This window comes from Vibrio cholerae (assembly GCF_008369605.1).
GTDB classification, from domain to species: domain Bacteria; phylum Pseudomonadota; class Gammaproteobacteria; order Enterobacterales; family Vibrionaceae; genus Vibrio; species Vibrio cholerae.
Genome location: NZ_CP043556.1, coordinates 17,890 through 43,155 on the forward strand (window position 1 = coordinate 17,890; position 25,266 = coordinate 43,155).

The window sequence follows — 25,266 nt, forward strand, 5'->3', positions numbered from 1 at the left end:
CAAATGATAGCAATTATCATTAATATTTATTAGAATTCCTGCGTTTTACTCAACATGGAAATTGCAGGTAGTTCAAATGTATAAAAAGTCTCTGCTCTCTAGCGCGATCATGCTAGCACTCGTGCCTTCAGCATACGCTGAACAAGAGTCACAATTCAATGAAGTTGTCGTAACAGCGACACGCTCAGCTCAGGATAAACAAGATGTTGCTGCTTCAATTGATACCGTCAGCGCTAAAGATATTGATAGTAGTTTGGCCACAAATGCTAAAGATGCACTCAAATACACCCCTGGTGTAGAAGTGAAATCTGGTAGTCGCTTTGGTATTTCAGGTTTCAACATTCGCGGCATGGAAGATAGCCGGATATTGACAGTTATTGACGGCGTTCAGCAACCAGTCGGTTATAACCCAGGTGCTTCAGAACAACGTAAATACAGTAATGCCATTGAGGTAGATACTTTACAATCGATTGAAGTGAATAAAGGCCCCTCTTCGACTCTATATGGTTCGGATGCATTGGGTGGTTTAGTTCAGTTTCGTACCAAAAACCCAAGTGACGTGTTAGTGGGTGACGGTGATGGCCATCGCTTTGGTATTAAGTCAACCTACACTTCTGTGGACGAGCAGTTCAAAAATACTCTGACTTGGGCAATGCGCGAAGGCAAACTCGAGACGTTAGTAATGGCCACTTATGCACAAGGTCACGAAACTCAATCTCACGGTTCAGGCGCTGACATTGAAGGACCTAAACGCGGTGCAACTAACCCTGCGGATACTGATCTAGGTAATGTGCTTGCTAAAGCTCAGTACCAAGCAAATGAAAACCATCGTTTGGGGTTAACCCTAGAGCATTACACTAAAAACTATGATGAAGATGAACTCAATTACAATGGCTATGCAATTATGCCAGGGTTTGTCTATAGCAATAACTTTAATGAAGACGTGAATAAACGTACTCGTATCTCATTAGAACATCAATGGTTAATGAATGCTTTACTCGCAGACGAAAGCAACCTAGCACTAAGTTACCAAGACTCTAGCTCTTTGAATAAGAACTACGATACAACACCAAGTAGTGGTGCACGTATGCGTGAGCGTGATTCAGCGGATAAAGCACTGCAATTTGATGCCCAATTTAATAAGTTAGTTGAAATTGATGGTGTATCTCATGATGTAACATACGGTGGTAGTTTCCTTAACAATGCATTCAGTCTCGAAAACACCGACCATTTTTATAGAACAGGGACCTCTCGTACAGGTAGCACAGGAGTACCAGATGCAGATATCGTAAAGTGGGGTTTATTTGCTCAAGATCAACTCTATTTAATGGATGAGCAACTAATCCTAACCGCCGGTTTACGTTATGACTCGTTTGAAGCTACACCAAAAACAGATGCAGGTTTTACTACCCAATATCAACCAAATAAAGACAATGCCTTTACTGGAAAGCTTGGTGCAGTTTACCACTTAAAAGAGAACCTCGCGCTGTTTGGCCAGATCAGTCAAGGATTTAAAGCTCCAACGGTTTATGACCTTTACTATTTCTACAATCAAGGGGCGATTATTGAAGCTAACCCTGATTTAAAAGCTGAACGCAGTATCTCGTATGAAGTGGGAACTCGCGGAAACAATGCGTATGGCAATATGGAATTTGCTGTATTTATCAATGATTACAAAGACTTCATCACACAAACCAAAACTGGTCAGTCTGGTGGCAAAGATGTAATCAGTAAATACAATATCGACGAAGTTCGTATTTACGGTGCAGAACTCAGTTCTACTCTATTACTGGATACGGTATCTCCTCTTCCTCATGGTAGCTATGCTCGCCTAGCGGTCGCTTATGCGCACGGTGAAGATAAAGCAACGGGTAAAGAGATTGATACCGTTGCGCCATTAACCAGTGTGTTTGGGCTAGGTTATGATCAAGTGAACTTTGGTTCAGCGCTCAATGTGAAAATGGTGGCCAGCAAAGATGAGTGGCAACTTGATAACAACCTCGATGTAGCGGGTTATACCGTAGTTGACCTTACTGCGTATTATGTTCCAGTAAAAGATCTCACGGTTCGTGCTGGACTGTTTAACTTATTTGATAAGAAGTATTGGCACTACTCGGATATTTCTGGAAAAACAGGAACCGAAGCGTTCAATATTGACTACCAATCTCAACCAGGACGTAACTGGGGGATTTCTCTCGATTACCAGTTCTAATCCAAAGACAAAAAGCCAGCTTACGCTGGCTTTTTTCTTAAAGAACACTTCATTCAAAAGGAATTTAAAAGGTGATGAAATGAATTATTTGTTCTCTGCCATCTCTTTTTTCACCATTACTGCAGCAGCAACGATAAAAGCAATGATCAATGCCAGTTCCACTTATCCTCCTAAGCGATTCTACTGAGTTCGCACATAGTCTAGCACTGGGCTTACCGACAAGCAGTGTTTATTTTGCGAAACTGGCTAATTAGCGATCGAGATCAAATCCCACGAGTGAGTAAAAGCTAGTGTTCTGACAAGTCTGGCTTTACCCAGACTTGGCTAAAATCGAACCAACCTAGCGCATTGCATTTCGCATTTTGTAACGCACCGCACTGATCTTTACTGATGCCTAACCAGCAGTGGAACATCGGGATCAGTTGGTGTTTTTCCACCAGTGATTTCCCCAGTTCTTTCGCAGGGAAGAGCGCAGAAGAGTCAGCACGCCAAGCATCAATCAAACTCACCCACTGATTGAAATCCTCTCCTTTGCTCAAAAACTCAATATCGGAGTAATTGAGTAACCACCCCGCTAACGCATCATCACGGTGATTAGCAATACCCATTGGCTTAATCCAAATATCCACATTTTCAGTTTCAACGACCGTGTGTTCATATTTGATGACATTGACTGTGATCCCATCTTGGCTGAGCAATTGTTTAATCGCATTAGCAACAGTCGGAAACATAGGATGCTGAGCGTGATAGGCAATCGTAAGTTCTTTGGATTCTGGCGGTAACGTTCTTTGCGCTGCCGCTGAGTGGTGATACCACCCGGGTTTTAACCCATAGGCTGGCAACACCCCAAGTTCAATGATTTTCTCTTCCGGCAGAAGACGAAACAGGTTGAGCGCATTAAGTTTGTCAGTGAGATAGCGCGCCCAATGTTCATCTTTGGCGACGCCATTGCGACGATTAAGCAGTAAATAGGTGCAGCCGGGATCCAGCTCTACCTCTTCCGTTGATGATCCTCGAGCAGTTTTCATCGGATTGGATAAACTTGGAAAAACCATCGAAGAGTGCACTTCATCAATCACCCAAACTTCAACTCGGTCCAGCAGTGGACGAAAACCAAAATAGCCATCAAACGCTTGCAAAACCAAACGTTTTTCATCGTTTAGAACCACTTTGTAGGGCCCCGTTCCTACTGGCATTAAATCAAAATCGGGATTGCGATCGGACTCCGCTGGGAGGATTTTGGCACAGGCTTCGGCAAGCAATAGCGGTAAGCGGGTATCGGGCTTTTGCAGATGCACATCGACCGCCCAAGGGTAAGGTGAGTCAACTCGGTCAATATGGGCAAAAAGATTAAGCAACCGTAGCTGCCAAAGATTTTGCACAATCAGTTCGGTGGTGAGGAGATTGCCATTATGGAAGCGCACTCCGGGGCGTAAGTAAAACCGCCAGTGAGTATCTGATAGCGCCTGCCAAGCGTGTGCTAAATCAGGCTGTAATTGCTCTTCTTCATCAAGACGCGTAAGTCCGCTAAACACCTGTCGCGCAATATGCTGTTCAGAGCGGCGCATCGGCTTTTGTGGGTTCAACATCGATAGCTGACGATAGTACGGCAACCTGACAACTTGCAGACCTTCTTGATGCTGAACGCCAAGATAGCTTTCTATCACTTGAGTTAATTTTGCGGCGTCCTGATCAAGCACGGCAAACGCTTGGCCTATCTTTCCTTCATTGAGATAGCGGCGCGCAAGGTTTTCACTGACATCCGCGCGACTGCGTTTAAAGATCAGTTGCGAGAGTTTGCCTCGCCCCGCCGCAGGATGCCACTCAATCCAACCCTCTTCTTCCATTTTATTGAGAACAATACGCGCATTACGTCGAGTGCAAAAAAGAATATCGGTGACATCTTCCAGTTGGGTTTCAACGTCTTGACCTTGAAAATGCTCAAAGAGTGTTTCGAACTGTACACGTAAACGCGGGCTGCTCATAAAGAGGAAATCTCATCTAACTTCTAATTCTAGACAGTTTCCTTATTTTGTAAGCTTTAGCAAGCCCACCGCAAAAACTTTTAAAGCAAGTCACAACCTAACGTTTGAGCAATGGCGCTCAGTTGCTCTTCATCATCTAGCTTCACTGACCATTTGCTTTCACTGCCATTGGCGATCATCACATTTGCCCCCTTTCCCATTAGCGTGATGGCCTCCGCTTGGGCTTGCAAGGTAACGCGATTGTCGTGTCCGAGCCGCACGACAACTTCATGGGGGGTTACAATGATTTTGCCACCGCTAAATTGAATCACCATTTAAACCTCGGCTACTGGCTTGGCTTGATTTGGGCGTGAACGTTTCACCGCGACCGTCAAACGGCTAATACAAACCAGTCGTCCTTGTTCATCTTTTATCTCAATTTGCCACACTTGAGTCGATACCCCGATGTGCAACGGTACTGCAGTACCTGTCACTGAACCTTCACGCATCGCACGGACATGGTTAGCATTGATATCCAAGCCCACACAGTAAGCGTCTTCACCCACACTGAAATTGGCCGCTACTGAACCTAAGGTTTCCGCGAGCACCACCGAAGCGCCACCATGCAACATGCCAAGTGGTTGATGTGTGAAATGGCACACCGGCATAGTGGCGGAAATGCTATTTTCTGTCACTTCGGTGTAAATGATATTTAAATGTTCAATTAACGTATTTTTCGATGTGGCATTGAGTATTTCTAAACTGATGGGCTTATTCCAAATCGACATCGCTTGAGTCCTGAACGAGTAAAAGTGGCTCATTGTAACGACTCCATCCAGCGAACACAAAGTCGTGCACCAACTCTGCGACAGTAAAGATGAGGGGATAACATTATGAATGTATGGTGCTAATATAAACGCCATTCATCGATCGCCACAGAAATAAGGACTATAAGATGAAAAAGACGCAACTGGCGCTCACTTTATTAATGACTCTTGGCTTAGCGGCATGCAGCGCTTCACCGACAGGCCGAAATCAATTGCTACTGTTTTCTGACAACGACATGAGTCAGCTTGGCGCGAAGTCTTTCACGCAGATGAAACAGGAAATTCCAATCAGTAAAGATGCAAAAACCAATGCGTATGTGCAGTGTGTAACCAAAGCGATTACCGCTCAAGTACCCAAGCAAAGTAGTTTTGAGCAATGGGAAGTGGTCGTGTTTGAGAGTGACCAAGTTAACGCGTTTGCCTTGCCGGGTGGGAAAATTGGGGTATACACGGGTCTACTGAAGGTTGCTGTGAATCAGGACCAGTTAGCGACCGTGATTGGCCATGAAATCGCTCATGTGCTGTCAAACCACAGTAATGAGCGTTTATCGCAATCACAATTAGCGCATGCCGGCTTACAACTGACGGATATCGCAATTGGGGCATCTGAATATGCGCAATATCGTAATCTGACCATGTCCGCGCTCGGCGTTGGTGTGCAATACGGGGTAATTTTGCCCTATGGCCGCAGCCAAGAGTCAGAAGCCGATATATTAGGATTGGCCTTGATGGCAAGAGCAGGCTTTGATCCTTATCAGAGCATTGAGCTTTGGAAAAATATGGCCAAAGCGTCTGGAGGAAAACAGCCGCCTGAGCTGCTTTCGACCCACCCATCACACAGCACCCGTATCAGCGATTTGAGTGCAACGATCAGTACACTGCCACCACATCAAGGTTCTAAAGCTCAGTGTGCTCTCTAGTTTCTGGTTTTTAATAACGCCGGTTTTCAGGTGCTCTCGTCTGCTCAATACTGTTTTTATAAAAACGACGAGATTTCAAAAACATAGCGCCTTCATAAAACAAACATCACGTCAAAAGAATCGGATAGCACTGCGCCCTGATGGGGATTTGCTGTCGCTTTGTGGTGATTTTTTATCGTTCTTGGCTTTTTTTTGTCCAGATACGGTTTTGTTGTTTTTTGATGGCTTGGATTTGGCCGAAGTGTTGGCTGAAGACTTCTTCTGCGTTTTTGTCGGCTTGTGCGACGATGCTAGCTCAGGTTGAGTATCGAATGACTCTGGCTCTGTCACTGGTGCATCACAAATCACCAAATAAAACTCTTGGTTAAATTCAATCAGATCGCCATCAAACACTTTGCAGCGTTTGCGAGTTTCTACATCGCCATTAACAAACACATAGCCTTCACTGATCACGTGTTTTGCTTCACCACCTCCACTTACGGCATTGGCAATTTTTAACACTTTGTACAGCTCAATCGGCTGGCAAGAGACCTCAACACCAATCGCTTCTATTTCGATTTCTTCATCTTGCGGGTTGAATTGCTCGTCGGTCATGACACTACTCTCAAAAAATTTTTACGCAGTTTAGCCTTTTCAAAGTTTTTTACCAACGTCAATCCCAATAGCCACTAAACTAAAGTTAATTACCACTCCTTCAAACAAGGCGACTATGCGCATTGGGTTACTTTTTGCTTCACTTTGCTTGATGTCGACCTGCCTCCATGCCAAGCCGCAAAGGGTCACCATTTTTGCGGATGATGCTTATCCGCCATACAGTTATGCTGAAAATGGCCGTGCCGTGGGTATCTATCCTGAAATACTTCGTGCCGCCGATGTTTTGATGACAGAATTTGAGATTGAGTTACAACCCATCCCTTGGCGACGTGGGCTCAAGCTACTCGAAGCAGGAAGAATTTTTGCTTTGCTTCCCCCCTATTATTATCCGCAGCGCCGACCTTACATTCATCCTTACTCAGACCCTATCCTAGATGAAGAGGTGGTGGTTTTTTGTCAAAACGCATGGCTCAGCAAACGCAAGTCCACCGAATGGCCTCGGGACTTTTACGGTTTAACCATAGGAATGAACGATGGATTCAGCCTAGGCGGTCAAGCGTTTTGGAAGGCCGTCGAAGAAAAGAAAATCGAGGTGAAATACGCTAACGGCAATCGCGTCAATCTACTAAAGTTACGCGGTGACAGAATAGATTGCTATGTCAACGACCGCATCTCGATCTTATGGGAACTCACACGATTAAAGCGTGAGGGCATTGTCGATACCGTTAACTTTTCCATGGCCGCCAAAATCAGTTTAGAGCAAGGCTATATCGGATTTACCAACCGAAACCTCGAGCAATACCCTTACCAGAGCCAGTTTGTAGCCGCATTCAACAGCGCTCTTGCAGAGCTAAAAAGCAGCGGCCAACTCGACAAGATTGTTGGCCGCTATATTGAGTAATGTGGCTCCCTTACGACGTCAAGCTACAGCGGTGTGAGTGTGCAGTAACGTGAGCCGTTTGAGGAACCATCAAATGCCGTGATCTTTAGCGTGTTACCATATTGCGGATCTGTTTAGCTCGCTCATCATCACTGACGTTACTCGGAGGTGGTACGGTTAACCCTTTCACTACGGCAGGACGCGCAGCGATCTCGTTCATCCAACGCTGTAAATGAGTCAGACCGTCAATCGAGATCCCACTCCATTCATGGATTCGAACCCATGGAAAGGTCGCGATATCAGCAATCGTGTATTCATCTCCGGCCAAATACGGGTTTTGGGCTAGCTGGCCATCCATCACTTCAAACAGACGGCGTCCCTCTTTTTGATAACGATCGATAGCTGGTTGGATTTTCTCTGGGAAATAGCGATAAAACACGTTGGCCTGCCCCATCATCGGCCCCACGCCACTCATTTGAAACATTAACCATTGGATCACTTTGGAGCGCGCTTTGCTTTCTTGGGGTAAGAACTTTCCAGTTTTCTCTGCGAGATAGAGCAAAATCGCACCCGACTCAAACACCGCAAAATCTTCATTATCACGGTCAACAATCGCCGGAATACGCCCATTTGGGTTAATCGCGGTAAATGCGGGCTGTTTTTGGTCGTTGTTCGAAAGGTTGAGCGCGTGGGTGGTGTATTCCAAGCCCATCTCTTCCAATGCGATGGCAATTTTGTGACCATTCGGTGTTGCTGCAGTATAAAAATCAATCATAGAAAAATCCTTTATTGAAAGGCTGGTCGTTGCGAGAGTTGCTCAAACCAACGAGTGATGTGCGGATAGTGTTCAAACACAGAAAGTTCGAGCGCTTTTTGGGCGAAACCAATAAAAATGTAGGCGGTAATATCAACAATGGTGAAACGATCTGTGGCAATAAATCGCGACTGTGCCAATCGCTGCTCAAGTTGTGGCAAAAAGGCTGCCACGCGTGCTTTGCTCTCTTCACCCCACGCGTAAACGCAGTGTTCACGATCTTTATAGATACCGCTTAGATTTCGAAACGCCTGAAATCCTGCATACAAGCCTTGAAACTCAACCACTCGATGCCACATTTCAACTTGAGCTTGTTCTAATGCTGAATCCCCGAACAACTTGTGCGTATTGGGATAGGTAAGGTCGAAATAACGACAAATCGCCACACTTTCACACAGTGTTGTACCTTCATCCAGTTCAAGCAAAGGCACTTTGCCGTTCAGACTTTTGCTTTTAAAGGTATCCGATAAGTTTTCACCACCACGAACGTCCACCTGAACACGCTCAACAGCAATGCCTAATTCTTTAAGAAAAATCGAGACTCTGCGACAGCTTGGCGTCATCGCGGTTTCATATAATTTCATGTTGCTTTCCTTAATTCCTTTTTCTGAACGATCGTTCTGGATATACTCTACGCAGTTTCTGAACGTTCAGTCAAGAATAGATTTAAGCAACCGAGTTTCCAATGGCAAGAAAATGCAACTTTGATCGCGAAGAGAAATTACACCAAGCAATGACGCTGTTTTGGCAAAAAGGGTATGCCAATACTGCAATATCCGATTTGGTCGATCACTTACAAATCAATCGCTTTAGCCTTTACAACGCGTTTGGTGATAAGCAAAAGCTCTATTATGAAGCGCTGGATCGTTATCTGAATTTGGTCAGTTCCCCTGCCCTTAAAGATCTCGAGCTCGAAAGTGCGGCGTGGCCAGAATTGAAAGCGTTTTTGCAACATTTTGCCGCGCTCCAACGCGAGGGAAACCGTGGTTGTTTTATGCAAAATGCTTTGGTTGAGCATGCAGACACGGACGATGAAGTCTTAAACAAAGGTCACGCGTTATTTGATCATCTGCTGCACCTGATCGCCCGTGCGCTCAACAATGCGATACAACAAGGTCAAATTGCGGCTCATCTTTGTGCGGACTCTTTGGCGCCATTAGTTTTGACCCAGATGCAAGGTATGCGCGTGCTTGGCAAAGCGCAGCGCCATGCCAATCTTGAGCAGGGATTAGAAGCCTTGATCCGTTTGATAGAGGATGATTTTATAGAGGCCAAAGCATGATCCATTTGATTGCCCTGCGCTTAACTCGAGGAATGGATTTAAAGCAGCAGATTGTACAGCTCGTTCAACAACATCGAATCCATGCAGGCTCTATCGCGTCGTGCGTGGGATGCTTATCGACGTTGCATATTCGCCTTGCCGATAGTGTTTCGACCCTACAAGTGAGTGCTCCGTTTGAGATTCTGTCACTCTCCGGTACTTTAACTTACCAACATTGCCATTTGCATATCGCGGTTGCTGATGCACAGGGGCGTGTTTGGGGTGGGCATTTGCTCGAGGGGAACCTTATCAATACCACGGCAGAATTGATGATCCATCACTATCCGCAGCACCACTTTACACGAGAGTTTGACCCCAATACTGGCTATAGCGAGCTTGTGGTCTCATAGTGAATCCTTCTTACTTGAAGCGGCAGCAGTGTTGGCTGCAACTCCAAGTAAGAAGAAGTATAGGAAGACAATTACTCGCCCGATTACAACAGAGAAAGACGCACTAGCTGCTGCGTATACGGGTGACTGGGATTCTCAAATAGGCTTTGAGTTTCGCCATGTTCGACAATCTCCCCCGCTTTCATCACTATGGTGTGGTGACATAAAGCGCGGATCACCGCGAGATCATGGCTAATGAACAGATAGGTTAATTGGTATTTCTGCTGCAAACCTTTCAGCAAATCCAGTACTTGCGCTTGTACAGTTCGGTCTAGCGATGAGGTTGGCTCATCAAGCAATATGAACTCAGGCTTGAGCACCAACGCCCGCGCAATCGCGATACGCTGCCGTTGACCACCAGAAAATTCATTGGGATAGCGATGCCGAGTTTCTATATCTAAGCCGACTTCCTGCATCACCGCGCAAATCGCGTGATCAATCTCGTCATCATTAAGCTGGCTATGTACGCGTAAACCCTCGCCTATCACTTGCGCCACCGACATTCGAGGATTAAGCGCAGAATATGGGTCTTGAAACACCACCTGCATTTTACTGCGATACGGCAGCATTTCACGGCGTTTGAGAACTTGCAGATCTTGCCCTGCAAAACGGATAGCCCCTTGTGAGTCGAGAAGCTTGAGAATCGCCATGCCCGTGGTCGATTTCCCTGAACCACTTTCCCCCACCAAACCCAACGATTGACCTTTGGCCAAGGTGAAACTCATATCTGTAACCGCTTTAATATAGGCTTGAGTGCGGCGAAAAAAACCGCCTTTGATTGGAAACCACACCCGTAACTTTTCCGCTTGCAGCAGCGTCGGAGCATCCATCGCTATAGGGACGGGCACACCACGCGGATCGGCATTGATCAACTGCTGGGTATAGGGATGTGCAGGCGCAGCAAACAAAGTGTGGCATGCGTTAGTTTCGACCAATTGGCCACTTTGCATCACCGCCACTCGGTCAGCAATTCGGCGCACTATGCTCAAATCATGGGTAATGAACAACATCGCCATGCCCAATTCTTGTTGCAGAGATTTAAGTAAATCCAAAATCTGCGCTTGTACCGAAACATCTAATGCCGTGGTAGGTTCATCGGCAATCAGTAGCTCGGGTTCATTGATTAGCGCCATGGCAATCATCACACGTTGCCGCTCACCACCGGAGAGTTCATGCGGATAGGCATTAATCTTAATTTCAGGATGACGAATCCCCACCTTGCCAAGCCATTCAATCGCTTTTTGCTCTGCTGCCGTTGCACGTAATCCTCGATGGATCGCTAAGGTTTCCACCAACTGTTTTCCAATTTTGTGCAGAGGATTAAGCGAGACCATCGGCTCTTGAAAAATCATCCCTATGCGTCCCCCGCGGATGCCGCGCAGCGCGCGCTCTGAGCAGCGCAGGGTATCAACATCGCCAAAATGAATGCTGCCACTTAAATAGTGCGCCGATCCTTTGGGCAACAAACGCAAAATCGCGTTGGCTGTCACGGATTTTCCCGAGCCACTTTCTCCCACCAAAGCCAACGTTTCACCACGTGCAATGGTTAAGCTTACCCCTTCCGTCACAGGGCGTGCCTGCCCTGCGATACCAAAACCCACCGACAGGTTATCTATTTTCAATACCCAATCGTTCATGCGCGGCTCCGTTGTAAATGAGGGTCAAAGGCATCACGTACCGCTTCACCGATAAAGACCAGTAAAGTCAGCATGACCGACAGCACCACAAACGCTGAAATACCAAGCCAAGGCGCTTGTAAGTTGGCTTTGCCCTGTGCGAGCAGTTCGCCCAATGACGGTGAACCGGCGGGCAAGCCAAAGCCAAGAAAATCCAATGAGGTGAGAGTAGTGACTGAGCCAGAAAGAATAAACGGCATCATGGTTAACGAGGCGACCATAGCGTTTGGCAACATATGGCGCAGAATAATGCGCATATCACTGACTCCCATCGCTTGTGCAGCACGTACATAATCAAAATTCCGGCAACGTAAAAACTCGGCACGCACGACGCCCACCAAGCTCATCCAACTAAACAGCACCATGATGCCGAGCAACCACCAGAAATTCGGCTCAACAAAGCTCGATAAGATGATCAAAAGGAACAAGGTTGGCATGCCAGACCACACTTCAATAAAGCGCTGCCCAAACAGATCGAGCCAGCCGCCGTAATAGCCTTGCGTAGCGCCGATTAAAACGCCAATCAGTGACGAAATCACCGTGAGAATAAAACCAAACAACACTGAGATTCGAAAACCGTAAATGATCCGAGCTAATACGTCGCGCCCTTTATCATCCGTACCTAACCAGTTCACGGAATCCGGCGCAGAAGGCACACTGCCGGTGATATCAAAATTGATGGTGTCATAATGAAAACGGATCAGCGGCCAGATGATTTGCCCTTTCTCTTCAATCAAGCTAACCACATAGGGATCGGTGTAATCCGCTTCAGTATCAAATTCTCCACCAAATTTGGTTTCGCTATAGCGCTGTACAATCGGCATGTACCACGCTCCGTCATACTGAATGAGGAGTGGCTTGTCGTTAGCGATAAGCTCAGCAAACAAGCTCACTACAAACAGCAATAAGAAAATCCACAATGACCAAAAACCACGCCGATTAGCTTTAAATCGCGCCCAACGCGCCTCAGTCAACGGATTCGGCACACGCTTGCTTGCTTTTGTCATCCCCATCAACGAGCCTCAAAATCAATGCGTGGGTCAACCCACATGTAAGTCAAATCTGAAATGATGCTGAGCAACAACCCGAGCAAAGTCATGATATACAACGAACTAAATACCAAAGGATAATCACGTTGGATAGTGGCTTCAAAGCCAAGTAGACCAATACCTTCCAGCGAGAACATCACTTCAATCAACATCGAACCCGTGAAGAAGATGCTGATAAATGCGCTCGGAAATCCGGCAATGATGATCAACATGGCATTACGAAACACATGTTTGTAGAGAATGCGCCGTTCATCCAACCCCTTCGCACGCGCGGTGACCACATATTGCTTGTTAATCTCGTCTAAAAACGAGTTTTTGGTGAGCATGCTTAACGTCGCAAAACCGCCAATGACCATGGCTAATGTGGGTAAGGTGAGGTGCCAAAAGTAATCCAGCACTTGTTGATACCAAGGCAAGCTGGCGAAGTTATCGGAAACTAAACCGCGCAGCGGAAACCAACTCAAATAGTTGCCGCTGGCAAAAAGGATAATCAAGATGATCGCAAACAGAAATCCGGGGATAGCGTAGCCAATGATCACCACCGCACTCGACCAAACATCAAAACGCGAACCGTGATGAATCGCTTTGCTGATCCCCAAAGGAATCGAAATCAGATATATGAGCAGCGTGCTCCACAATCCGAGGGAAATGGAAACCGGTAATCGCTCCACAATCAAGTCAATCACATCGCCGCCACGAAATAAGCTTTCGCCAAAATTAAACGTGGCGTAATCCTTAAGCATTTGGAAATAGCGTTCATGGATGGGCTTATCAAAGCCAAAACGACGGGTGATCTCTTCGACCACTTGCGGATCAAGTCCACGTGAACCTTTATAACCAGAAACCGGCGCATCCGTCGGCGTCGCGACTTCTTGCCCGCCTCCCGTAAAACGCTCCATGACGCCAGAGGTGTTACCTTCCAACTGAGCAATGGCCTGCTCTACTGGGCCCCCAGGAGCAATCTGAATAATAAAAAAGTTAATGGTGATGATGGCCCACAATGTAGGCACCACCAGTAACAAACGGCGCAGAATATAACTGAGCATTGCGCCTCCTAACGCCGTTTTTCAGGTAGCCGCGCGGCTTTCTCTTGATCTATCCACCAAGTGTCTAAACCGAGGGAATATTTGGGCAGCACACTTGGGCGGCTGAATTTATCCCACATCGCCACACGGTACATACTCAAATGCCATTGCGGAATGATGTAGAAATTCCATTGCAATACGCGATCGAGCGCTGAACCCAGTGCGCGAAGTTTTTCGGTATCTTGCTGGCTTTTGGCTATTTGTTCGGTCAGAGCATCAATCACCGGATGATTGGCCCCCGCTGAGTTGTAGCTGGAATCCATATAATTGGAATTCCAAACAATCAGTAGATTCGGGCTCGGGTAAGGATTCGCGCTAAAGCCGTGCGATATCATGTCAAAATCACGATCACGCAGACGTTTGGTGTATTGCGTGGTGTCGACCGTGCGGATCTTCATCTCAATCCCCATGAGTTGCAGATTTTTTTGCAGAGGAATCGCAATTCGCTCCGTTGTTGGACTGTAAATCAGCAGTTCAAAACTGAGTGGCTCACCAGTCTTGACGTTGGTCATCACCTTATTTTTCAGCTCCCATCCCGCTTCTTTCAGCAAGGCAAATGCTTCGCGCATTTGGGTGCGAATTCGTCCGCTGCCATCGGTCACAGAAGGCTGATAAGTTTCCGTAAATACCCGAGCGGGTAGTTGTTCTTTGTAAGGGGTGAGCACAGCAAGTTCTGCGGCATTCGGCAGACCTTGAGCCTCGTATTCGGTGTTTTGGAAATAGCTGCGGGTTCGCTTGTATTGATCGTAGAACAGGTTTTTGTTCATCCATTCAAAGTCCAAGGCGTAGTTGAGTGCCTCACGGACTCGAACATCTTGGAACACAGGACGCTGTGTATTGAAAATAAATCCCTGAGTAGAGGCTGGCGCTTGGTGAGCAATTTCCTCTTTCTTAATCAAACCTTGGTCAAAATTACGCCCAGTGTAAGAGGTCGCCCAGAACTTGGCTTGGTTCTCTTCACGTAAATCAAACTCACCTGCTTTAAACGCCTCCAGCATCACGGTGTCATCGCGATAGTAGTCGTACTGGATCTGGGCGAAGTTGTTGCGCCCAACGTTGACAGGCAAATCTTTTGCCCAATAGTCAGGATTCAGCTTATAGGTCACACTCTGACCGGGTTTGAAATCGACAATTTGATAAGCGCCACTCCCAACGGGAGGCTCATTGAGCGGCTCGGCCAAATTCTTGTCTTGCCAGTAATGTTTGGGTAAGACTCGGGTCGATTGCGCCAAGCTGAATAACTGTTCACGGTTTGGCTGCTTCATTTCAATGCGTACTGTCCGCTCAGCAATGGCTTTCACGGATTTTACATCCTGATAATACACTCGATATTGCGGGACACCTTCGGCCATAAACTTCTCAAAAGAGAACTCCACATCCTGCGCGGTGATCGGTTTGCCATCATGGAAACGCGCATTCGGATTGAGATCAATTTCCAGCCAAGTGAAATCATCGGAATAGCGAATTTTACTGGCAATCAAGGGATAGTAAGAGTCAATTTCATCCGCAGGAGAAAACATGAGAGGATCATACAGCTCTGCGGTATTGGCCGCCGCCACGCCACGTGAAGCAAAACGGTTAAAGTTGTCGTATGTGCCCAACTCACCGAAGGTCACTTTGCCGTATTTGGGAGCTTGTGGGTTGACATAATCAAAGTGCGTAAAGTTTTCTGGGTATTTAGCTTCCCCAAACCCAACCAGCCGAGTGGTTTCTATCACGGCCGCCCAACTGAATTGGCTCGATAACGCGAGCGTCACTCCTAAAGCAATCGGCTTCCAACTGCGCATGGCTTTCTCCCTCAACACGACGTAAACAGATAATCAATACCTTCCCATTTGAAGCTGCAGCCAAGTTAGCGGCACTCGGTGTCAAATCGTTTAGGTAAGACATTTGAAATTATTAATAATTCAGTTACTTGGATAGTATAGTCACAAACTACTTGAAGTGGCAGGTCGGCGGCAAGTGAGTTCAGGGGAAATTCTTCCCCTGAAAATGTGATCAATGAAGGGTTTTAGCAATTAACCGTAAAAGGTAGGTTTCCCGCTCAATACTCATGCCTTTGCGTGAATCATTGAGCAGGGTTTGCTCGTTATGAGCAATCGCTTCGTGGATGTTCACCCACATAGGTTTCATACCATTACGTTGCTCGTAGTTTTCAAGCTGGGTTTGACCCAGTTTTTCATCCACCTCACAGCAATAACAATAAGACACCATGTGGATCACATCCGCTTCTTGCTGTTTATGCCAAGGGCGAAATTCTTGGTATAAGCCAAAGGGTTGGATGTTGCGGACATTTTGCGCCCCGGTCTCTTCTTGCAGCTCGCGGATCATGCCCATTAGCACATCTTCATTGCTTTCTAATCCACCACCGGGCAAAGAATAATCGTGGTAACGCTCAGTGTAGAGGAGCAAAATGTGCTCACCGCGCATAGCAATCGCGCGAGCGGCTTTACGTTGCATAATTCGCTGCTGGTTCAACGGCTTAATATCAGGGTGTATAGCGACATATAGAGGTTTCATCGGCTCTCCTTTTCCAACGGTTTTGAGCGATGCTAACACATCAAAAAGTCGAAGACCCTGATAAATCAGGGTCTATTTGCGCTGAATCAAATTTAACCATCCGCATTGATCTGGGTGATCAAGGCTTTTTCGACGCGATCCGCATCTTCAATCGCGATCTGGCAGGTACCTGCGGCAGCGTGTCCACCCCCACCATATTTGAGCATCAATTCACCGATATTGGTTTTCGAGCTGCGATCGAAAATCGATTTTCCGGTGGCGAACACGATGTTCTGTTTCTGGAATCCCCACATTTTATGAATAGAAATATTGCACTGCGGATAAAGGGCATAAATGATAAAACGGTTCCCCGCATAGATCGTTTCTTCTTCTGTAAGATCAAGCAACACCAGATTTTGGTAAACCTTACCACAGCGCTGGATCTGCTCTTTAAACAAGGTTTCATGTTTACGGTACAGGTCTACCCGTTCTTTCACATCTGGCAGTTGCAGGATTTCGTCAATCGATGCGTGAGTGCAGTGATCAATCAATGCCATCATTAAGTTGTAATTAGAAATCCGGAAATTGTGGAAACGTCCAAGACCCGTCCGAGCATCCATCAAAAAGTTGAGCAAATTCCAGCCCGTAGAATCTAAGACCTCATCGCGGGTAAATTGCGCCGAGTCCCCTTTATCTACCGCCTCCATCATTTCAACCCATTCAAACGGAAAGGTTTTGGTTCCGCCGTAGTGCTCCCACACCACACGTGCGGCCGAAGGCGCATTCGGGTTAATAATGTGATTCGGTCTCTCGCCTTTATTTCTGAGGGTTTCTGAGTGGTGATGATCAAATACCAAATGCGCGTTGGCGACATAAGGTAAGTTAGTGATGATGTCTCGCTCCGTGATCGGGACTTTACCATCTTGCATATCTTTCGGATGGACAAACTGGATGTCATCAATCAGCTCGATACTTTTGAGCAAAACTGCACACACCAAACCATCAAAATCACTGCGTGTCACTAATCGATACTTGAGTGATGACATGTTCTTCCCTCTTCAAAGCTTTGAGATCCCTGCCCATTAGAAACACTCTGTTGCACCATATACATTGACGTCTTAACGGCCAATCATGGGATACCAAACCTAAAATGAAACAAAAATGTTGTTTATTTGAGCTTTTATTAATTGTAGACAGCATCAATCTTTTGACAAATCTGACATATAGCAAAAAATTAATTTTGTAGAATACTGATATGCAACCCGTAACAAAAAATGGAGAAAGCATGAATAAAACCGCCCTATTACTCACTGTTGTTGGTGCCGTTCTGCTCACTGGCTGTGCGCGCCAAGAGAATGAGTACACCGTTAAGGAATACACTTCTATGGCAAACCCAGCTTCCGTTTACTGTGTGGAGCAAGGGGGTCAGTTGGAGATGGTGACGGAGAATGAGCAACGCGTCACTTACTGCGTGACCAAAGATGGTGAGAAAATCGAACAGTGGGAATATTTTCGCCAAAACCATGACCAACAATAGTCACCGCCGGTTGGGATAGATGAGGCAGCCTAGCTGCCTTTTTGGTTTTCATTGGCGCGCTTTCGGTTAGCGCACTTTCAGTTAGCGCTTCCACCAACGTCCTGAACGTTCGAGCTCGGGATCGCACAAACGGTTCAATAACGTCAGTTCAGAATCCAAGATAGCCAACGCTTCACAAAACACCTGCTTATCTATCTGACTGTCCATGGTGGAATGATTTACCGCTAGGCTATGGTTAACTTGGTCATGATTAACTTGACCATGCTGAATCTGGTAAACCGTGGACTTCACGACGGTTTCAATCACATCGAGCAATGAAAGTAATCTGGGCTCTTCACTCATGGTGTGGCGAAGTTCGGCGATCGCTTTTTGCGCAATCCAATAAGGCTGCTGCTGAACTTGCGTGAGCGGCCTTTGGAAAGCGTTTGCCACAACGCCTTCAAGAAAAACACGATAAGTCGTCAGTTCATCGACCCACAAAAAACGTAAGCCTTGCGGGTTTTGGTGAGGATACGGCACGCAAAGATGAGCCTTAAGATCGCGCGCTATCTCTAACCGGACGCCAGACTGCGCACAGCGCTCAATCAACTTACGTAACAAGCCTTGTTCATCCATCAGTTGCTGGATTTCAAAAATTCGTTTGAGGTGATAGTCATTGGATACCAAGGTCAAGGCAAGTGTTTCACCGCGCTGCACAACACCACTTTCCAATAATACCTGCGCCACATGCTCAATATTTTCCACTGTGCTGGTGGATTCTTGCTCAAGCAGTACATCGATTTGTGGGAATGACAGCCCTAATTGTTGGCGACGTTGCTCAAAATACTCATGCATTCGCTTTGCTTCAGACACCGTCTGGCCGAGAGTAATGCCACCGCAAAATACCACTCGTGCCGCCGTATTTTCATGACACTGTAACGCAGAGATTAATCCATCGACGCGGCTTTTGCCTTCTAATGTCAGTTGGTTAGCATTAAGACGTTTACCAAGCACCACATAAATCGGACACACTGCTGACATTCAATCTTGCCTCTCTGACGTTCAGTATTAAAAACTGGTATAGGAAAATAAATTCATTCTCCCCTCATCACCGACCAACACCACCCAATCGTTGCGATAGAGAAAATGAGTGCATCACGGATTTTTTCTGCCATAATCGCGCCCTTATTTTATTAGATGCTGATGTAAAGACTTAGTTTAGAGATATACACCAGCTTAATGCAAAGAAACAGACCGATATGTGGAATAGACTCAATAAATCAATGATGTTCTGCCAAATGATGTTTGGCCTCTCGTTCTACGGCGTTATGGTGATCTTAACTCGCTTCTTCTTGGAAGATCTCAACTACAGCGAAGCCGATACCATGATGGTCGTGGGTGCATTCTCGTCGATTGGGCCCCTGTTTGCCATCGCCGGAGGCTTTATTGCCGATAAATTTCTCGGCGCGTATCGTTCATTAGCCATTTCCTACGTAACTTTTGCGATTGGTTACGTTTTATTGGTTTTGGGTGCATCATCCACCCATGTTCCCTTAAGTCTGGTTGGCATCGCTTTGGCTAGCTACGCTCGCGGCTTAATGTCACCTTCTTATCCAAGCTTGTACAAACGTACTTTTGCCAGTGAAGAAGATTTCAATAATGGTTATCCCGTTAACTATTCGGTCAACAACGTCGGCGCACTTTTGGGGCAGTACCTGTTTCCAATGTTAGTGTTGCTGCTGGGTTTTCACGGCAGCTTCGCGCTTTCTGCATTAATGGCAACCTTAGCCACCATCACCCTAGTGGTGATGCGTCGTCCACTGATTGAAGTGGCTAGCGAGAAAGATCAGCAATCCGTCAGCATGGGCAATTGGATAGCGTTCACCCTACTTTCATTAGCGATGGTTGGGTTGGTTTTCTTCATGTTTTCCAACATGGTGATTGGCCAAAACATCGTGTATGCGATTGGGCTTGCGGCGATTGTCTATTTCATCAATTTGATGTTGAAAGCTCGCCGCGCGGAAGCTCTCAAAATGGGCACCATCTTGATTGTGACGGTGCTGACCACCTGCTTCTTTGTGTATTACGGGCAAATGATGACCTCAATGACCATGGTCACGATTAATACCATGCGCGGCGAGCTGTTTGGCATCATCCCGATTGCGCCGGAAGCCTCGATGGCCATGAATCCACTCTGGTGTATCGTGGCAGGTCCCGTCATTTCCTATCTGTTTCCTACACTAGAAAAGCGTGGCATTACCTTCTCAACCGCAACCAAAATCGCGTTTGCCTTTGTGCTAACCGCTATTTCATTTGGCATTCTGACGTTTGCCGTTTCCACCGTTGGTGAAGAGGCAATTATCCGCCCAGAAGTGTTCTTGGTGATCCATTTCTTCCAAGCGTTTGCCGAAGTCGTGGTGGGAAGCTTAGTGGTGGCGTTTATTCTGTCCGTTGCCCCCAAGCAGATTGAGAACTTCTCAGTGAGCTTGTTTTATATTGCGATGGCGCTCAGTGGCATTATTGGCGCGGTGTTCTCGACTTCCATCGCGTTAGAAAAAGGCCAAGTGGTGACGCAGCAGATCGTACAGATCATTTACGGCGACTACTTCAAACTGCTAACGGTACTCGCAGTCGTCATGGTGGGTGTGGCTCTGCTTGCATCTGTCCTGATCCGTAAAATGCTTGCCGCCGCAGATGTGAATTCACCAAGTATCCAAGATAAGCAAGCTTAACAAGTGGTGAATCAGACCATCGCACAAACCAGAGATGGCAATGCGACTGCTGATGATTGATGAAATGGCCTGCGGGCCATTTCTTTTATCCAGTTATTCTTATCTGGCGAAGGCAACAACCAACCCTGCCACAATCGCGCTAACGCCGAGTAAACGAGTTACGTACCAACGCTCTCCAAGAAATGCGATCCCCATAAACAGTCCAAACACGATGCTGGTTTGACGCAGTGCGACAATAAAACTGACGTTTTCGGTCAACGTCATGGCATAGAGAACCAAGCTATAAGTTCCCCCCATCATCAATCCCGCGAGGGTCGCGGTATAACGAATGCGCCATGCTTCAACAAATGGAGCGCGTTGACCAGTGAGCAAATACCAGATCGCCAGTGGTATGCACATTGCCCAAAATTGAATCCCCAAATAAAGCACGGCAGAGTAACTGGCAGGCATTTGTGAGCCTACGGTCTGTTCTATGATCGCCAGCGCTTCTTTATCGATAATCGAATATCCCGCCGTGCCTAGCGCTGCGACCAGAGCCCACACAATGCCGAGGTTGGCATAATCGGCGAAACGGAACTGACGAAATTTTTGCAGCGGGATCATCAAGCAGCCGAGTGTGATCAACGCAAATCCCAGCCACTGGTTAAGCTGTAAGTCATAGCCCAGCATCACAGTGCCTGCCCCAACCAACAATACGGGCAATCCGCGTGCTAAAGGATAAGCAATGCCGATATCCACTTTGCTGTAAGCAAAGGCCAGCCCCAGCATGTACACCATTTGGCTCAGCCCACTTACCACCAAGAGTAACCAAAATTGAGTCGGCAGCGTTGACCAACCAATCTTAGTGAAATACCACACAATATAAGGCGTGAGGAGCAGTGAGGTCGCTGAAGTGGCACCAAGGAAGAAAGAAGGACCCGAGCTTTGGTAGCGCTTGCCGATGATATTCCAACCCGCATGCAACAGTGCAGAAAACAGTACTAAGATGATAGGCACAAAAGACATACGACAACCTTGTCAAAAAGCCCAGTCATCGACAGGGCAAGCAATCTGCGCTTTCGCGAAATGGATTAACGCTTTAATTCTGCGATGGATTCAATGGTAATGGCATCGTGACGCCAGTATTCAATATCACAATCAATCAACTCGCCTTTCTGGTTATAGTTGACCCGCTCCACCACCATTGCCGGTGTACCTGACGTTGCGCGCAGGGCTTGAGCCATTTCACCCAGTAACGAGCTGGTGGATATACGGTAGTGAATCGTCTGGTATTGTGTCGCATAGTGTTCACGATACAGATCGGTGAGTGACTGCGACAGATCAAAATCGAGCAGGTTTGGAAACAGCTCAGGGCGAATGTAGTTGGTGACATACACCACAGGTCGGTTATCCAAATAACGCACACGGTCTACGCGATACACATCCGAAAACGGTTTGAGTTTTAAAAGACGAGTCGCCTGCTTGTTGGCGATCACCGCTTTGGCAGACACCAACTCCGTTTTCGGCTGGCGATTTTGCGCCAACGCCATATTGGTAAAGTTGAGCGTTTGAGTGGGGTCATAGCGTAAAGGCGCGGGCGAAATAAACCAACCGCGGCGATCTTCACGGTAAATCTTTCCTTCAGCTTCGAGCAGGGAAAGCGCCTCACGCAAGGTGACTCGCGTAGTATCAAATGATTCAGCTAACTTGCGCTCAGCGGGGAGCTTTTGGCGCGGCATCAGCATGCCGGCATCAATCTGCTCTACGATGGCATCTTTAATTTTTACGTATTGCACTTGCGATCCTATTGCCTCTTTCCACTAACGCTTGCGCCAAGCTTGCAGGCGGCCAAACAATCCAAACTCTAATCCCACATGCAGCAATTTGGCTAATGCAGCCGAGAGCATAATCATCACCGCCATGGCAGCGGCGGCGCCCGTCTGCCCGGCATCATCCATATTCAATACCGCAACCGATGCGGGTACGGTGTCGGTTGAGTAGAGGAATACTACCGCAGAAGTGGTGGTTAATGCATTAATAAACAAATAGCTAGCAATGTCCAATACCGCAGGCAAGGAGACAGGTAACGTCACTTTCCACAGTAAGCGGTATTGCGGCAGCTTGATGGAGGCCGCCGTCGCCTCCAATTCAGGTGGCAACTGTTTAAGCGCGGTAACCGCCGTCATATGCCCCACCGTGTAGTAATGCACCACGGTATTAATCACCAAAAGCAGCATGCCACCGTACAAACCATTGAGCGGATTAGACGCGTGATTGAAAAAGAAGATGTAACCCAAACCCAGCACTAAGCCGGGAACCGCCATCGGTACCATACTCAGCATCTGCATCGCCTGACGCAGCGGAGCGAACACTCGCCCTTTTTCAATACTGTAAGCGCCGAGAAAAATGATCACCGTCCCACACACTGCGGTTAAGCTGGCTAAGGTGAGTGAGTTAAAATACGGGCTCCAACCATAGGCACTGGTTTCGGCAAATTGGTAATGTTTGAGGGTTAGCGCTGTATTCCACGGCCAAAACGTCACCAGTGAGCCGTACACCGCCGTGGCTAATACCGCCACAATCGCCACACAAATCAGCACACAATAGAGCAGACATAAACCATCACGCAGCCGATGTGGCGCTGGTTGATAAGCCACAGAACGGGTATCAAATAGGCTTTGCTGTTTTTTCTGCACCCAGCGATCGGCAATAAACGCAAACACGGCGGGTAGCAACAGCACAATACTGGTCACCGCGCCCATCGCGAAATTTTGCTGCCCCACTACTTGCTTGAAAATATCCGTTGCAAGCACGTTATAGCTGCCCCCAATCACTTTCGGTACGCCGAAATCACACACCACCAGAGTAAACACAACGATCAAGGCGCTGATCAACCCATACTTGGCTGCTGGTAGAGTGACAATAAAAAACGTTTTGATGGGGGATGTTTTCAGCGCCCTCGCCGCTTCATACAGACGAGCATCCGATGTGCTGAGCGAGGTGGTCAGAATCATCAAAGCATGCGGAAATGTCCAGAAAATCAACCCGAGCGTAATACCTAAGCCACCATAAATGGATTCACCGCCGAGCCAACTCTTGAGCATGCCTTGATTACCAAATAAGAAAATCAGACTGATCGCGGGCAGTAATGAAGGCGCGAGAATCGGCGCACTGCCTAACACTCGAAACAGATGTTTTCCCGGCATGCACGAGCGCGTTAACGCATAGGCGTAACCAAACGCGAGGATACCGACAATCGCCGTCACACTGATGCCAAGCACTAAGGTGTTGCGCAAGGATTGCCAGAGTGCTGCCGAGGAAAAATACTGGGCGAAGTAAGCGAGCCCGACAAATTCACCCTGCCCATTTTGCAAACTTTTCAACAACATAGCGGCCAACGGCGCGACAATAAACAACAGCATCAGTGATAGCAGGATCAATAAGGTGGTCGATAAAATTAGGCTATCGCGGCTCCAATGCGGCAATATCCGCACTGAAAAAGTACGAGCAACATTCAACATACTCTTCTCCTTAAGCCGCATAAGCACAGCTGGCTGTAGCTGCTGGCGTTGTCGACATGACCTTACGACGGTACGCACGCAACTGCCCTGCTCTCAGTGCCAAATATCGAACATCGCCCGCTTTTAAATGCATAGTTTGTACCTGTGTGATCGGTAAATCGACATACACGGGCGGAGCCAAACGCTCACCTTGAAACACACATTCGACCCGATAAAACGCGCCAAGAAACTCCAAATGGCTAATGACGACTGGAATGGCTTCGTTGTAGCGCGTAACCAGTTCTAGATTTTCAGGGCGCACAGCCAAATCAAATTGCTCACCTTGGCAAGGCGTATAATTTTCGATTTTGGGCAAAGCAATAAGGGATTCAGCAATACGCAGTTGCTGGGAACTCGCCATGGAAACGGGAATAAAATTCATCGTGCCAACAAACTCAGCCACAAAACGGCTGGCGGGCTTTTGGTAGATCTCTTGCGGCGTACCAACTTGCTCAATCACCCCGTGGTTCATCACCACAATGCGATCCGCCATGGTTAACGCTTCTTCTTGATCATGCGTCACCATGATGGTGGTAATGCCCAATTTACGTTGCAGTTGGCAAATTTCTTCGCGCAAATGCGTTCTTACCTTGGCATCGAGAGCGGAAAGCGGTTCATCAAGTAGTAATAACCCCGGCGATAATGCCAAAGCACGCGCTAACGCCACCCGCTGCTGCTGACCGCCAGAGAGCTGGCTTGGGTATTTTTGTGCCGATGTGGCGAGCCCGATCATCTCCAACCACTGCTCCACTTTCTCTAACGCATCACGGACTGACATGCCTTGATTACGCAAACCGATGGCGATGTTTTCTTCCACCGTTAAATTGGGAAATAGAGCATAAGATTGGAACACGATGCCGAAATCACGCTGCTCGGGTGGTAAAAAAGTAATCGCTTGCTGGTTTTGGTGGATGGTGCCAGAGGTGGGGAGATCTAACCCTGCGATGGCGCGCAACAAGGTGGTTTTGCCACAGCCAGAAGGGCCAAGAAAGCAGACAAACTCGCCTTTTTCAATCGACAAACTGATCTCTTTCAACGCGGTAAATGAGCCAAACTGTTTTACCACATGACGAATATCAAGGTAGCTTCTGCTGATCGCTTGAGGTTCATTCTGCTGCTGTGAATTAGGATGATGAATGGTCATAAAAGTCACCTTTAATTTGGTATAGTCCAAAATTAACAAGACTTTATTGCAATGCGGTGACAGTTTTATCGCTGATGCGTGACTATCTGATGACAGTTAGGTAAA

24 protein-coding genes are annotated in these 25,266 nt (G+C 47.2%); 7 read left to right on the forward strand and 17 right to left on the reverse strand.

From position 1 onward, the window contains the following. The first annotated feature begins 76 nt into the window (after window positions 1-76). Window positions 77-2,212: a TonB-dependent hemoglobin/transferrin/lactoferrin family receptor gene (locus F0316_RS14235; RefSeq protein ID WP_032477003.1), complete on the forward strand. Its 2,136-nt coding sequence runs from the start codon at window positions 77-79 to the stop codon at window positions 2,210-2,212. A gap of 287 nt (window positions 2,213-2,499) precedes the next feature. Here the strand turns inward: F0316_RS14235 and F0316_RS14240 are convergent, their stop codons facing one another. The 3 genes from F0316_RS14240 to F0316_RS14250 form a co-directional block, all read right to left on the reverse strand. Continuing rightward, on the reverse strand, window positions 2,500-4,197 hold the full coding sequence (locus tag F0316_RS14240; RefSeq protein ID WP_000098137.1) for an SgrR family transcriptional regulator: 1,698 nt from the start codon (window positions 4,195-4,197) through the stop codon (window positions 2,500-2,502). An 80-nt stretch (window positions 4,198-4,277) separates the two neighbouring features. After that, on the reverse strand, window positions 4,278-4,457 hold the full coding sequence (locus F0316_RS14245; protein ID WP_001938375.1) for a DUF3389 family protein: 180 nt from the start codon (window positions 4,455-4,457) through the stop codon (window positions 4,278-4,280). 54 nt (window positions 4,458-4,511) lie between these two features. Continuing rightward, a complete protein-coding gene (locus F0316_RS14250) occupies window positions 4,512-4,964 on the reverse strand; it encodes a hotdog fold thioesterase (protein ID WP_172626096.1) in 453 nt (150 codons plus the stop codon). Between the two features lie 167 nt (window positions 4,965-5,131). Between F0316_RS14250 and F0316_RS14255 the strand changes: the two genes are divergently transcribed. Beyond that, the gene (locus tag F0316_RS14255) at window positions 5,132-5,923 is read left to right on the forward strand and encodes a M48 family metallopeptidase (RefSeq protein ID WP_000753574.1); all 792 of its coding nucleotides are present in this window, start codon (window positions 5,132-5,134) and stop codon (window positions 5,921-5,923) included. 111 nt (window positions 5,924-6,034) lie between these two features. Here the strand turns inward: F0316_RS14255 and F0316_RS14265 are convergent, their stop codons facing one another. Continuing rightward, window positions 6,035-6,517 (reverse strand): RNA-binding S4 domain-containing protein, encoded by a 483-nt coding sequence (locus tag F0316_RS14265; RefSeq protein ID WP_000129045.1) that lies wholly within the window; start codon window positions 6,515-6,517, stop codon window positions 6,035-6,037. A gap of 151 nt (window positions 6,518-6,668) precedes the next feature. On the opposite strand from F0316_RS14265, the gene F0316_RS14270 reads away from it, so the two are divergent. Further along, window positions 6,669-7,418: a substrate-binding periplasmic protein gene (locus F0316_RS14270; protein ID WP_001911722.1), complete on the forward strand. Its 750-nt coding sequence runs from the start codon at window positions 6,669-6,671 to the stop codon at window positions 7,416-7,418. Window positions 7,419-7,503: 85 nt separating this feature from the next. Here the strand turns inward: F0316_RS14270 and F0316_RS14275 are convergent, their stop codons facing one another. Together F0316_RS14275 and F0316_RS14280 are read right to left on the reverse strand one after the other, a co-directional pair. Beyond that, the gene (locus F0316_RS14275) at window positions 7,504-8,172 is read right to left on the reverse strand and encodes a glutathione S-transferase family protein (RefSeq protein ID WP_000565042.1); all 669 of its coding nucleotides are present in this window, start codon (window positions 8,170-8,172) and stop codon (window positions 7,504-7,506) included. Between the two features lie 11 nt (window positions 8,173-8,183). Further along, entirely contained in the window at window positions 8,184-8,795 is a 612-nt protein-coding gene (locus F0316_RS14280; RefSeq protein WP_148526939.1) for a glutathione S-transferase, read from the reverse strand. A 101-nt stretch (window positions 8,796-8,896) separates the two neighbouring features. Here F0316_RS14280 and F0316_RS14285 point away from each other — a divergent pair, with 101 nt between their 5' ends. Next, a complete protein-coding gene (locus F0316_RS14285; protein WP_149560627.1) occupies window positions 8,897-9,493 on the forward strand; it encodes a TetR/AcrR family transcriptional regulator in 597 nt (198 codons plus the stop codon). Further along, window positions 9,490-9,882, forward strand: coding sequence for a PPC domain-containing DNA-binding protein (locus tag F0316_RS14290; RefSeq protein WP_000581517.1), 393 nt, complete (start codon window positions 9,490-9,492; stop codon window positions 9,880-9,882). Before F0316_RS14285 ends, F0316_RS14290 begins: the two co-directional genes overlap by 4 nt. Before the next feature lie 83 nt (window positions 9,883-9,965). Here the strand turns inward: F0316_RS14290 and F0316_RS14295 are convergent, their stop codons facing one another. The 6 genes from F0316_RS14295 to F0316_RS14320 all read right to left on the reverse strand — a co-directional run bounded on the left by F0316_RS14295 (window position 9,966) and on the right by F0316_RS14320 (window position 17,276). Next, window positions 9,966-11,558 (reverse strand): ABC transporter ATP-binding protein, encoded by a 1,593-nt coding sequence (locus F0316_RS14295; protein ID WP_149560628.1) that lies wholly within the window; start codon window positions 11,556-11,558, stop codon window positions 9,966-9,968. Then, window positions 11,555-12,610 (reverse strand): ABC transporter permease, encoded by a 1,056-nt coding sequence (locus F0316_RS14300; RefSeq protein ID WP_162811019.1) that lies wholly within the window; start codon window positions 12,608-12,610, stop codon window positions 11,555-11,557. Before F0316_RS14300 ends, F0316_RS14295 begins: the two co-directional genes overlap by 4 nt. Beyond that, on the reverse strand, window positions 12,610-13,692 hold the full coding sequence (locus F0316_RS14305; protein ID WP_000954190.1) for a microcin C ABC transporter permease YejB: 1,083 nt from the start codon (window positions 13,690-13,692) through the stop codon (window positions 12,610-12,612). The genes F0316_RS14300 and F0316_RS14305 overlap by 1 nt, the downstream gene beginning before the upstream one ends. A gap of 8 nt (window positions 13,693-13,700) precedes the next feature. Beyond that, window positions 13,701-15,518 carry an extracellular solute-binding protein gene (locus F0316_RS14310; protein ID WP_001914695.1) on the reverse strand — a complete coding sequence of 606 codons (1,818 nt, stop codon included), beginning with the start codon at window positions 15,516-15,518 and terminating at the stop codon, window positions 13,701-13,703. A gap of 211 nt (window positions 15,519-15,729) precedes the next feature. Continuing rightward, a complete protein-coding gene (locus tag F0316_RS14315) occupies window positions 15,730-16,251 on the reverse strand; it encodes an NUDIX hydrolase (RefSeq protein ID WP_000803723.1) in 522 nt (173 codons plus the stop codon). Between the two features lie 92 nt (window positions 16,252-16,343). Next, entirely contained in the window at window positions 16,344-17,276 is a 933-nt protein-coding gene (locus tag F0316_RS14320; RefSeq protein WP_000096569.1) for an exopolyphosphatase, read from the reverse strand. Between the two features lie 239 nt (window positions 17,277-17,515). Between F0316_RS14320 and F0316_RS14325 the strand changes: the two genes are divergently transcribed. Further along, the gene (locus F0316_RS14325; protein WP_001043846.1) at window positions 17,516-17,767 is read left to right on the forward strand and encodes a putative hemolysin; all 252 of its coding nucleotides are present in this window, start codon (window positions 17,516-17,518) and stop codon (window positions 17,765-17,767) included. A gap of 81 nt (window positions 17,768-17,848) precedes the next feature. On the opposite strand, the gene F0316_RS14330 is transcribed toward F0316_RS14325, so the two are convergent. Then, complete coding sequence (locus tag F0316_RS14330; protein WP_057563628.1) at window positions 17,849-18,787, reverse strand: YdcF family protein; 939 nt, start codon at window positions 18,785-18,787, stop codon at window positions 17,849-17,851. 218 nt (window positions 18,788-19,005) lie between these two features. Between F0316_RS14330 and F0316_RS14335 the strand changes: the two genes are divergently transcribed. Then, window positions 19,006-20,478 (forward strand): peptide MFS transporter, encoded by a 1,473-nt coding sequence (locus tag F0316_RS14335; protein WP_095462195.1) that lies wholly within the window; start codon window positions 19,006-19,008, stop codon window positions 20,476-20,478. Window positions 20,479-20,577: 99 nt separating this feature from the next. On the opposite strand, the gene F0316_RS14340 is transcribed toward F0316_RS14335, so the two are convergent. The 4 genes from F0316_RS14340 to F0316_RS14355 form a co-directional block, all read right to left on the reverse strand. Further along, window positions 20,578-21,483 carry a DMT family transporter gene (locus tag F0316_RS14340; RefSeq protein ID WP_000011453.1) on the reverse strand — a complete coding sequence of 302 codons (906 nt, stop codon included), beginning with the start codon at window positions 21,481-21,483 and terminating at the stop codon, window positions 20,578-20,580. Between the two features lie 65 nt (window positions 21,484-21,548). Beyond that, window positions 21,549-22,253 carry a phosphonate utilization transcriptional regulator PhnR gene (phnR, locus tag F0316_RS14345; protein WP_001200476.1) on the reverse strand — a complete coding sequence of 235 codons (705 nt, stop codon included), beginning with the start codon at window positions 22,251-22,253 and terminating at the stop codon, window positions 21,549-21,551. Window positions 22,254-22,277: 24 nt separating this feature from the next. Continuing rightward, window positions 22,278-23,978, reverse strand: coding sequence for a putative 2-aminoethylphosphonate ABC transporter permease subunit (locus F0316_RS14350; protein WP_162811005.1), 1,701 nt, complete (start codon window positions 23,976-23,978; stop codon window positions 22,278-22,280). A 10-nt stretch (window positions 23,979-23,988) separates the two neighbouring features. Further along, complete coding sequence (locus F0316_RS14355; protein WP_000152207.1) at window positions 23,989-25,161, reverse strand: putative 2-aminoethylphosphonate ABC transporter ATP-binding protein; 1,173 nt, start codon at window positions 25,159-25,161, stop codon at window positions 23,989-23,991. Window positions 25,162-25,266 lie beyond the last annotated feature (105 nt).

Coding starts and splice junctions, on each gene's coding strand:
- F0316_RS14335 (WP_095462195.1), top strand. CDS start 19,006: ATGTGGAATAGACTCAATAAATCAATGATGTTCTGCCAAATGATGTTT.
- F0316_RS14320 (WP_000096569.1), bottom strand. CDS start 17,276: ATGTCATCACTCAAGTATCGATTAGTGACACGCAGTGATTTTGATGGT.
- F0316_RS14315 (WP_000803723.1), bottom strand. CDS start 16,251: ATGAAACCTCTATATGTCGCTATACACCCTGATATTAAGCCGTTGAAC.
- F0316_RS14310 (WP_001914695.1), bottom strand. CDS start 15,518: ATGCGCAGTTGGAAGCCGATTGCTTTAGGAGTGACGCTCGCGTTATCG.
- F0316_RS14295 (WP_149560628.1), bottom strand. CDS start 11,558: ATGAACGATTGGGTATTGAAAATAGATAACCTGTCGGTGGGTTTTGGT.
- F0316_RS14325 (WP_001043846.1), top strand. CDS start 17,516: ATGAATAAAACCGCCCTATTACTCACTGTTGTTGGTGCCGTTCTGCTC.
- F0316_RS14340 (WP_000011453.1), bottom strand. CDS start 21,483: ATGTCTTTTGTGCCTATCATCTTAGTACTGTTTTCTGCACTGTTGCAT.
- F0316_RS14255 (WP_000753574.1), top strand. CDS start 5,132: ATGAAAAAGACGCAACTGGCGCTCACTTTATTAATGACTCTTGGCTTA.
- F0316_RS14290 (WP_000581517.1), top strand. CDS start 9,490: ATGATCCATTTGATTGCCCTGCGCTTAACTCGAGGAATGGATTTAAAG.
- F0316_RS14270 (WP_001911722.1), top strand. CDS start 6,669: ATGTCGACCTGCCTCCATGCCAAGCCGCAAAGGGTCACCATTTTTGCG.
- F0316_RS14250 (WP_172626096.1), bottom strand. CDS start 4,964: ATGTCGATTTGGAATAAGCCCATCAGTTTAGAAATACTCAATGCCACA.
- F0316_RS14235 (WP_032477003.1), top strand. CDS start 77: ATGTATAAAAAGTCTCTGCTCTCTAGCGCGATCATGCTAGCACTCGTG.
- F0316_RS14240 (WP_000098137.1), bottom strand. CDS start 4,197: ATGAGCAGCCCGCGTTTACGTGTACAGTTCGAAACACTCTTTGAGCAT.
- F0316_RS14280 (WP_148526939.1), bottom strand. CDS start 8,795: ATGAAATTATATGAAACCGCGATGACGCCAAGCTGTCGCAGAGTCTCG.
- F0316_RS14305 (WP_000954190.1), bottom strand. CDS start 13,692: ATGCTCAGTTATATTCTGCGCCGTTTGTTACTGGTGGTGCCTACATTG.
- F0316_RS14350 (WP_162811005.1), bottom strand. CDS start 23,978: ATGTTGAATGTTGCTCGTACTTTTTCAGTGCGGATATTGCCGCATTGG.
- F0316_RS14285 (WP_149560627.1), top strand. CDS start 8,897: ATGGCAAGAAAATGCAACTTTGATCGCGAAGAGAAATTACACCAAGCA.
- F0316_RS14265 (WP_000129045.1), bottom strand. CDS start 6,517: ATGACCGACGAGCAATTCAACCCGCAAGATGAAGAAATCGAAATAGAA.
- F0316_RS14300 (WP_162811019.1), bottom strand. CDS start 12,610: ATGGGGATGACAAAAGCAAGCAAGCGTGTGCCGAATCCGTTGACTGAG.
- F0316_RS14355 (WP_000152207.1), bottom strand. CDS start 25,161: ATGACCATTCATCATCCTAATTCACAGCAGCAGAATGAACCTCAAGCG.
- F0316_RS14275 (WP_000565042.1), bottom strand. CDS start 8,172: ATGATTGATTTTTATACTGCAGCAACACCGAATGGTCACAAAATTGCC.
- F0316_RS14330 (WP_057563628.1), bottom strand. CDS start 18,787: ATGTCAGCAGTGTGTCCGATTTATGTGGTGCTTGGTAAACGTCTTAAT.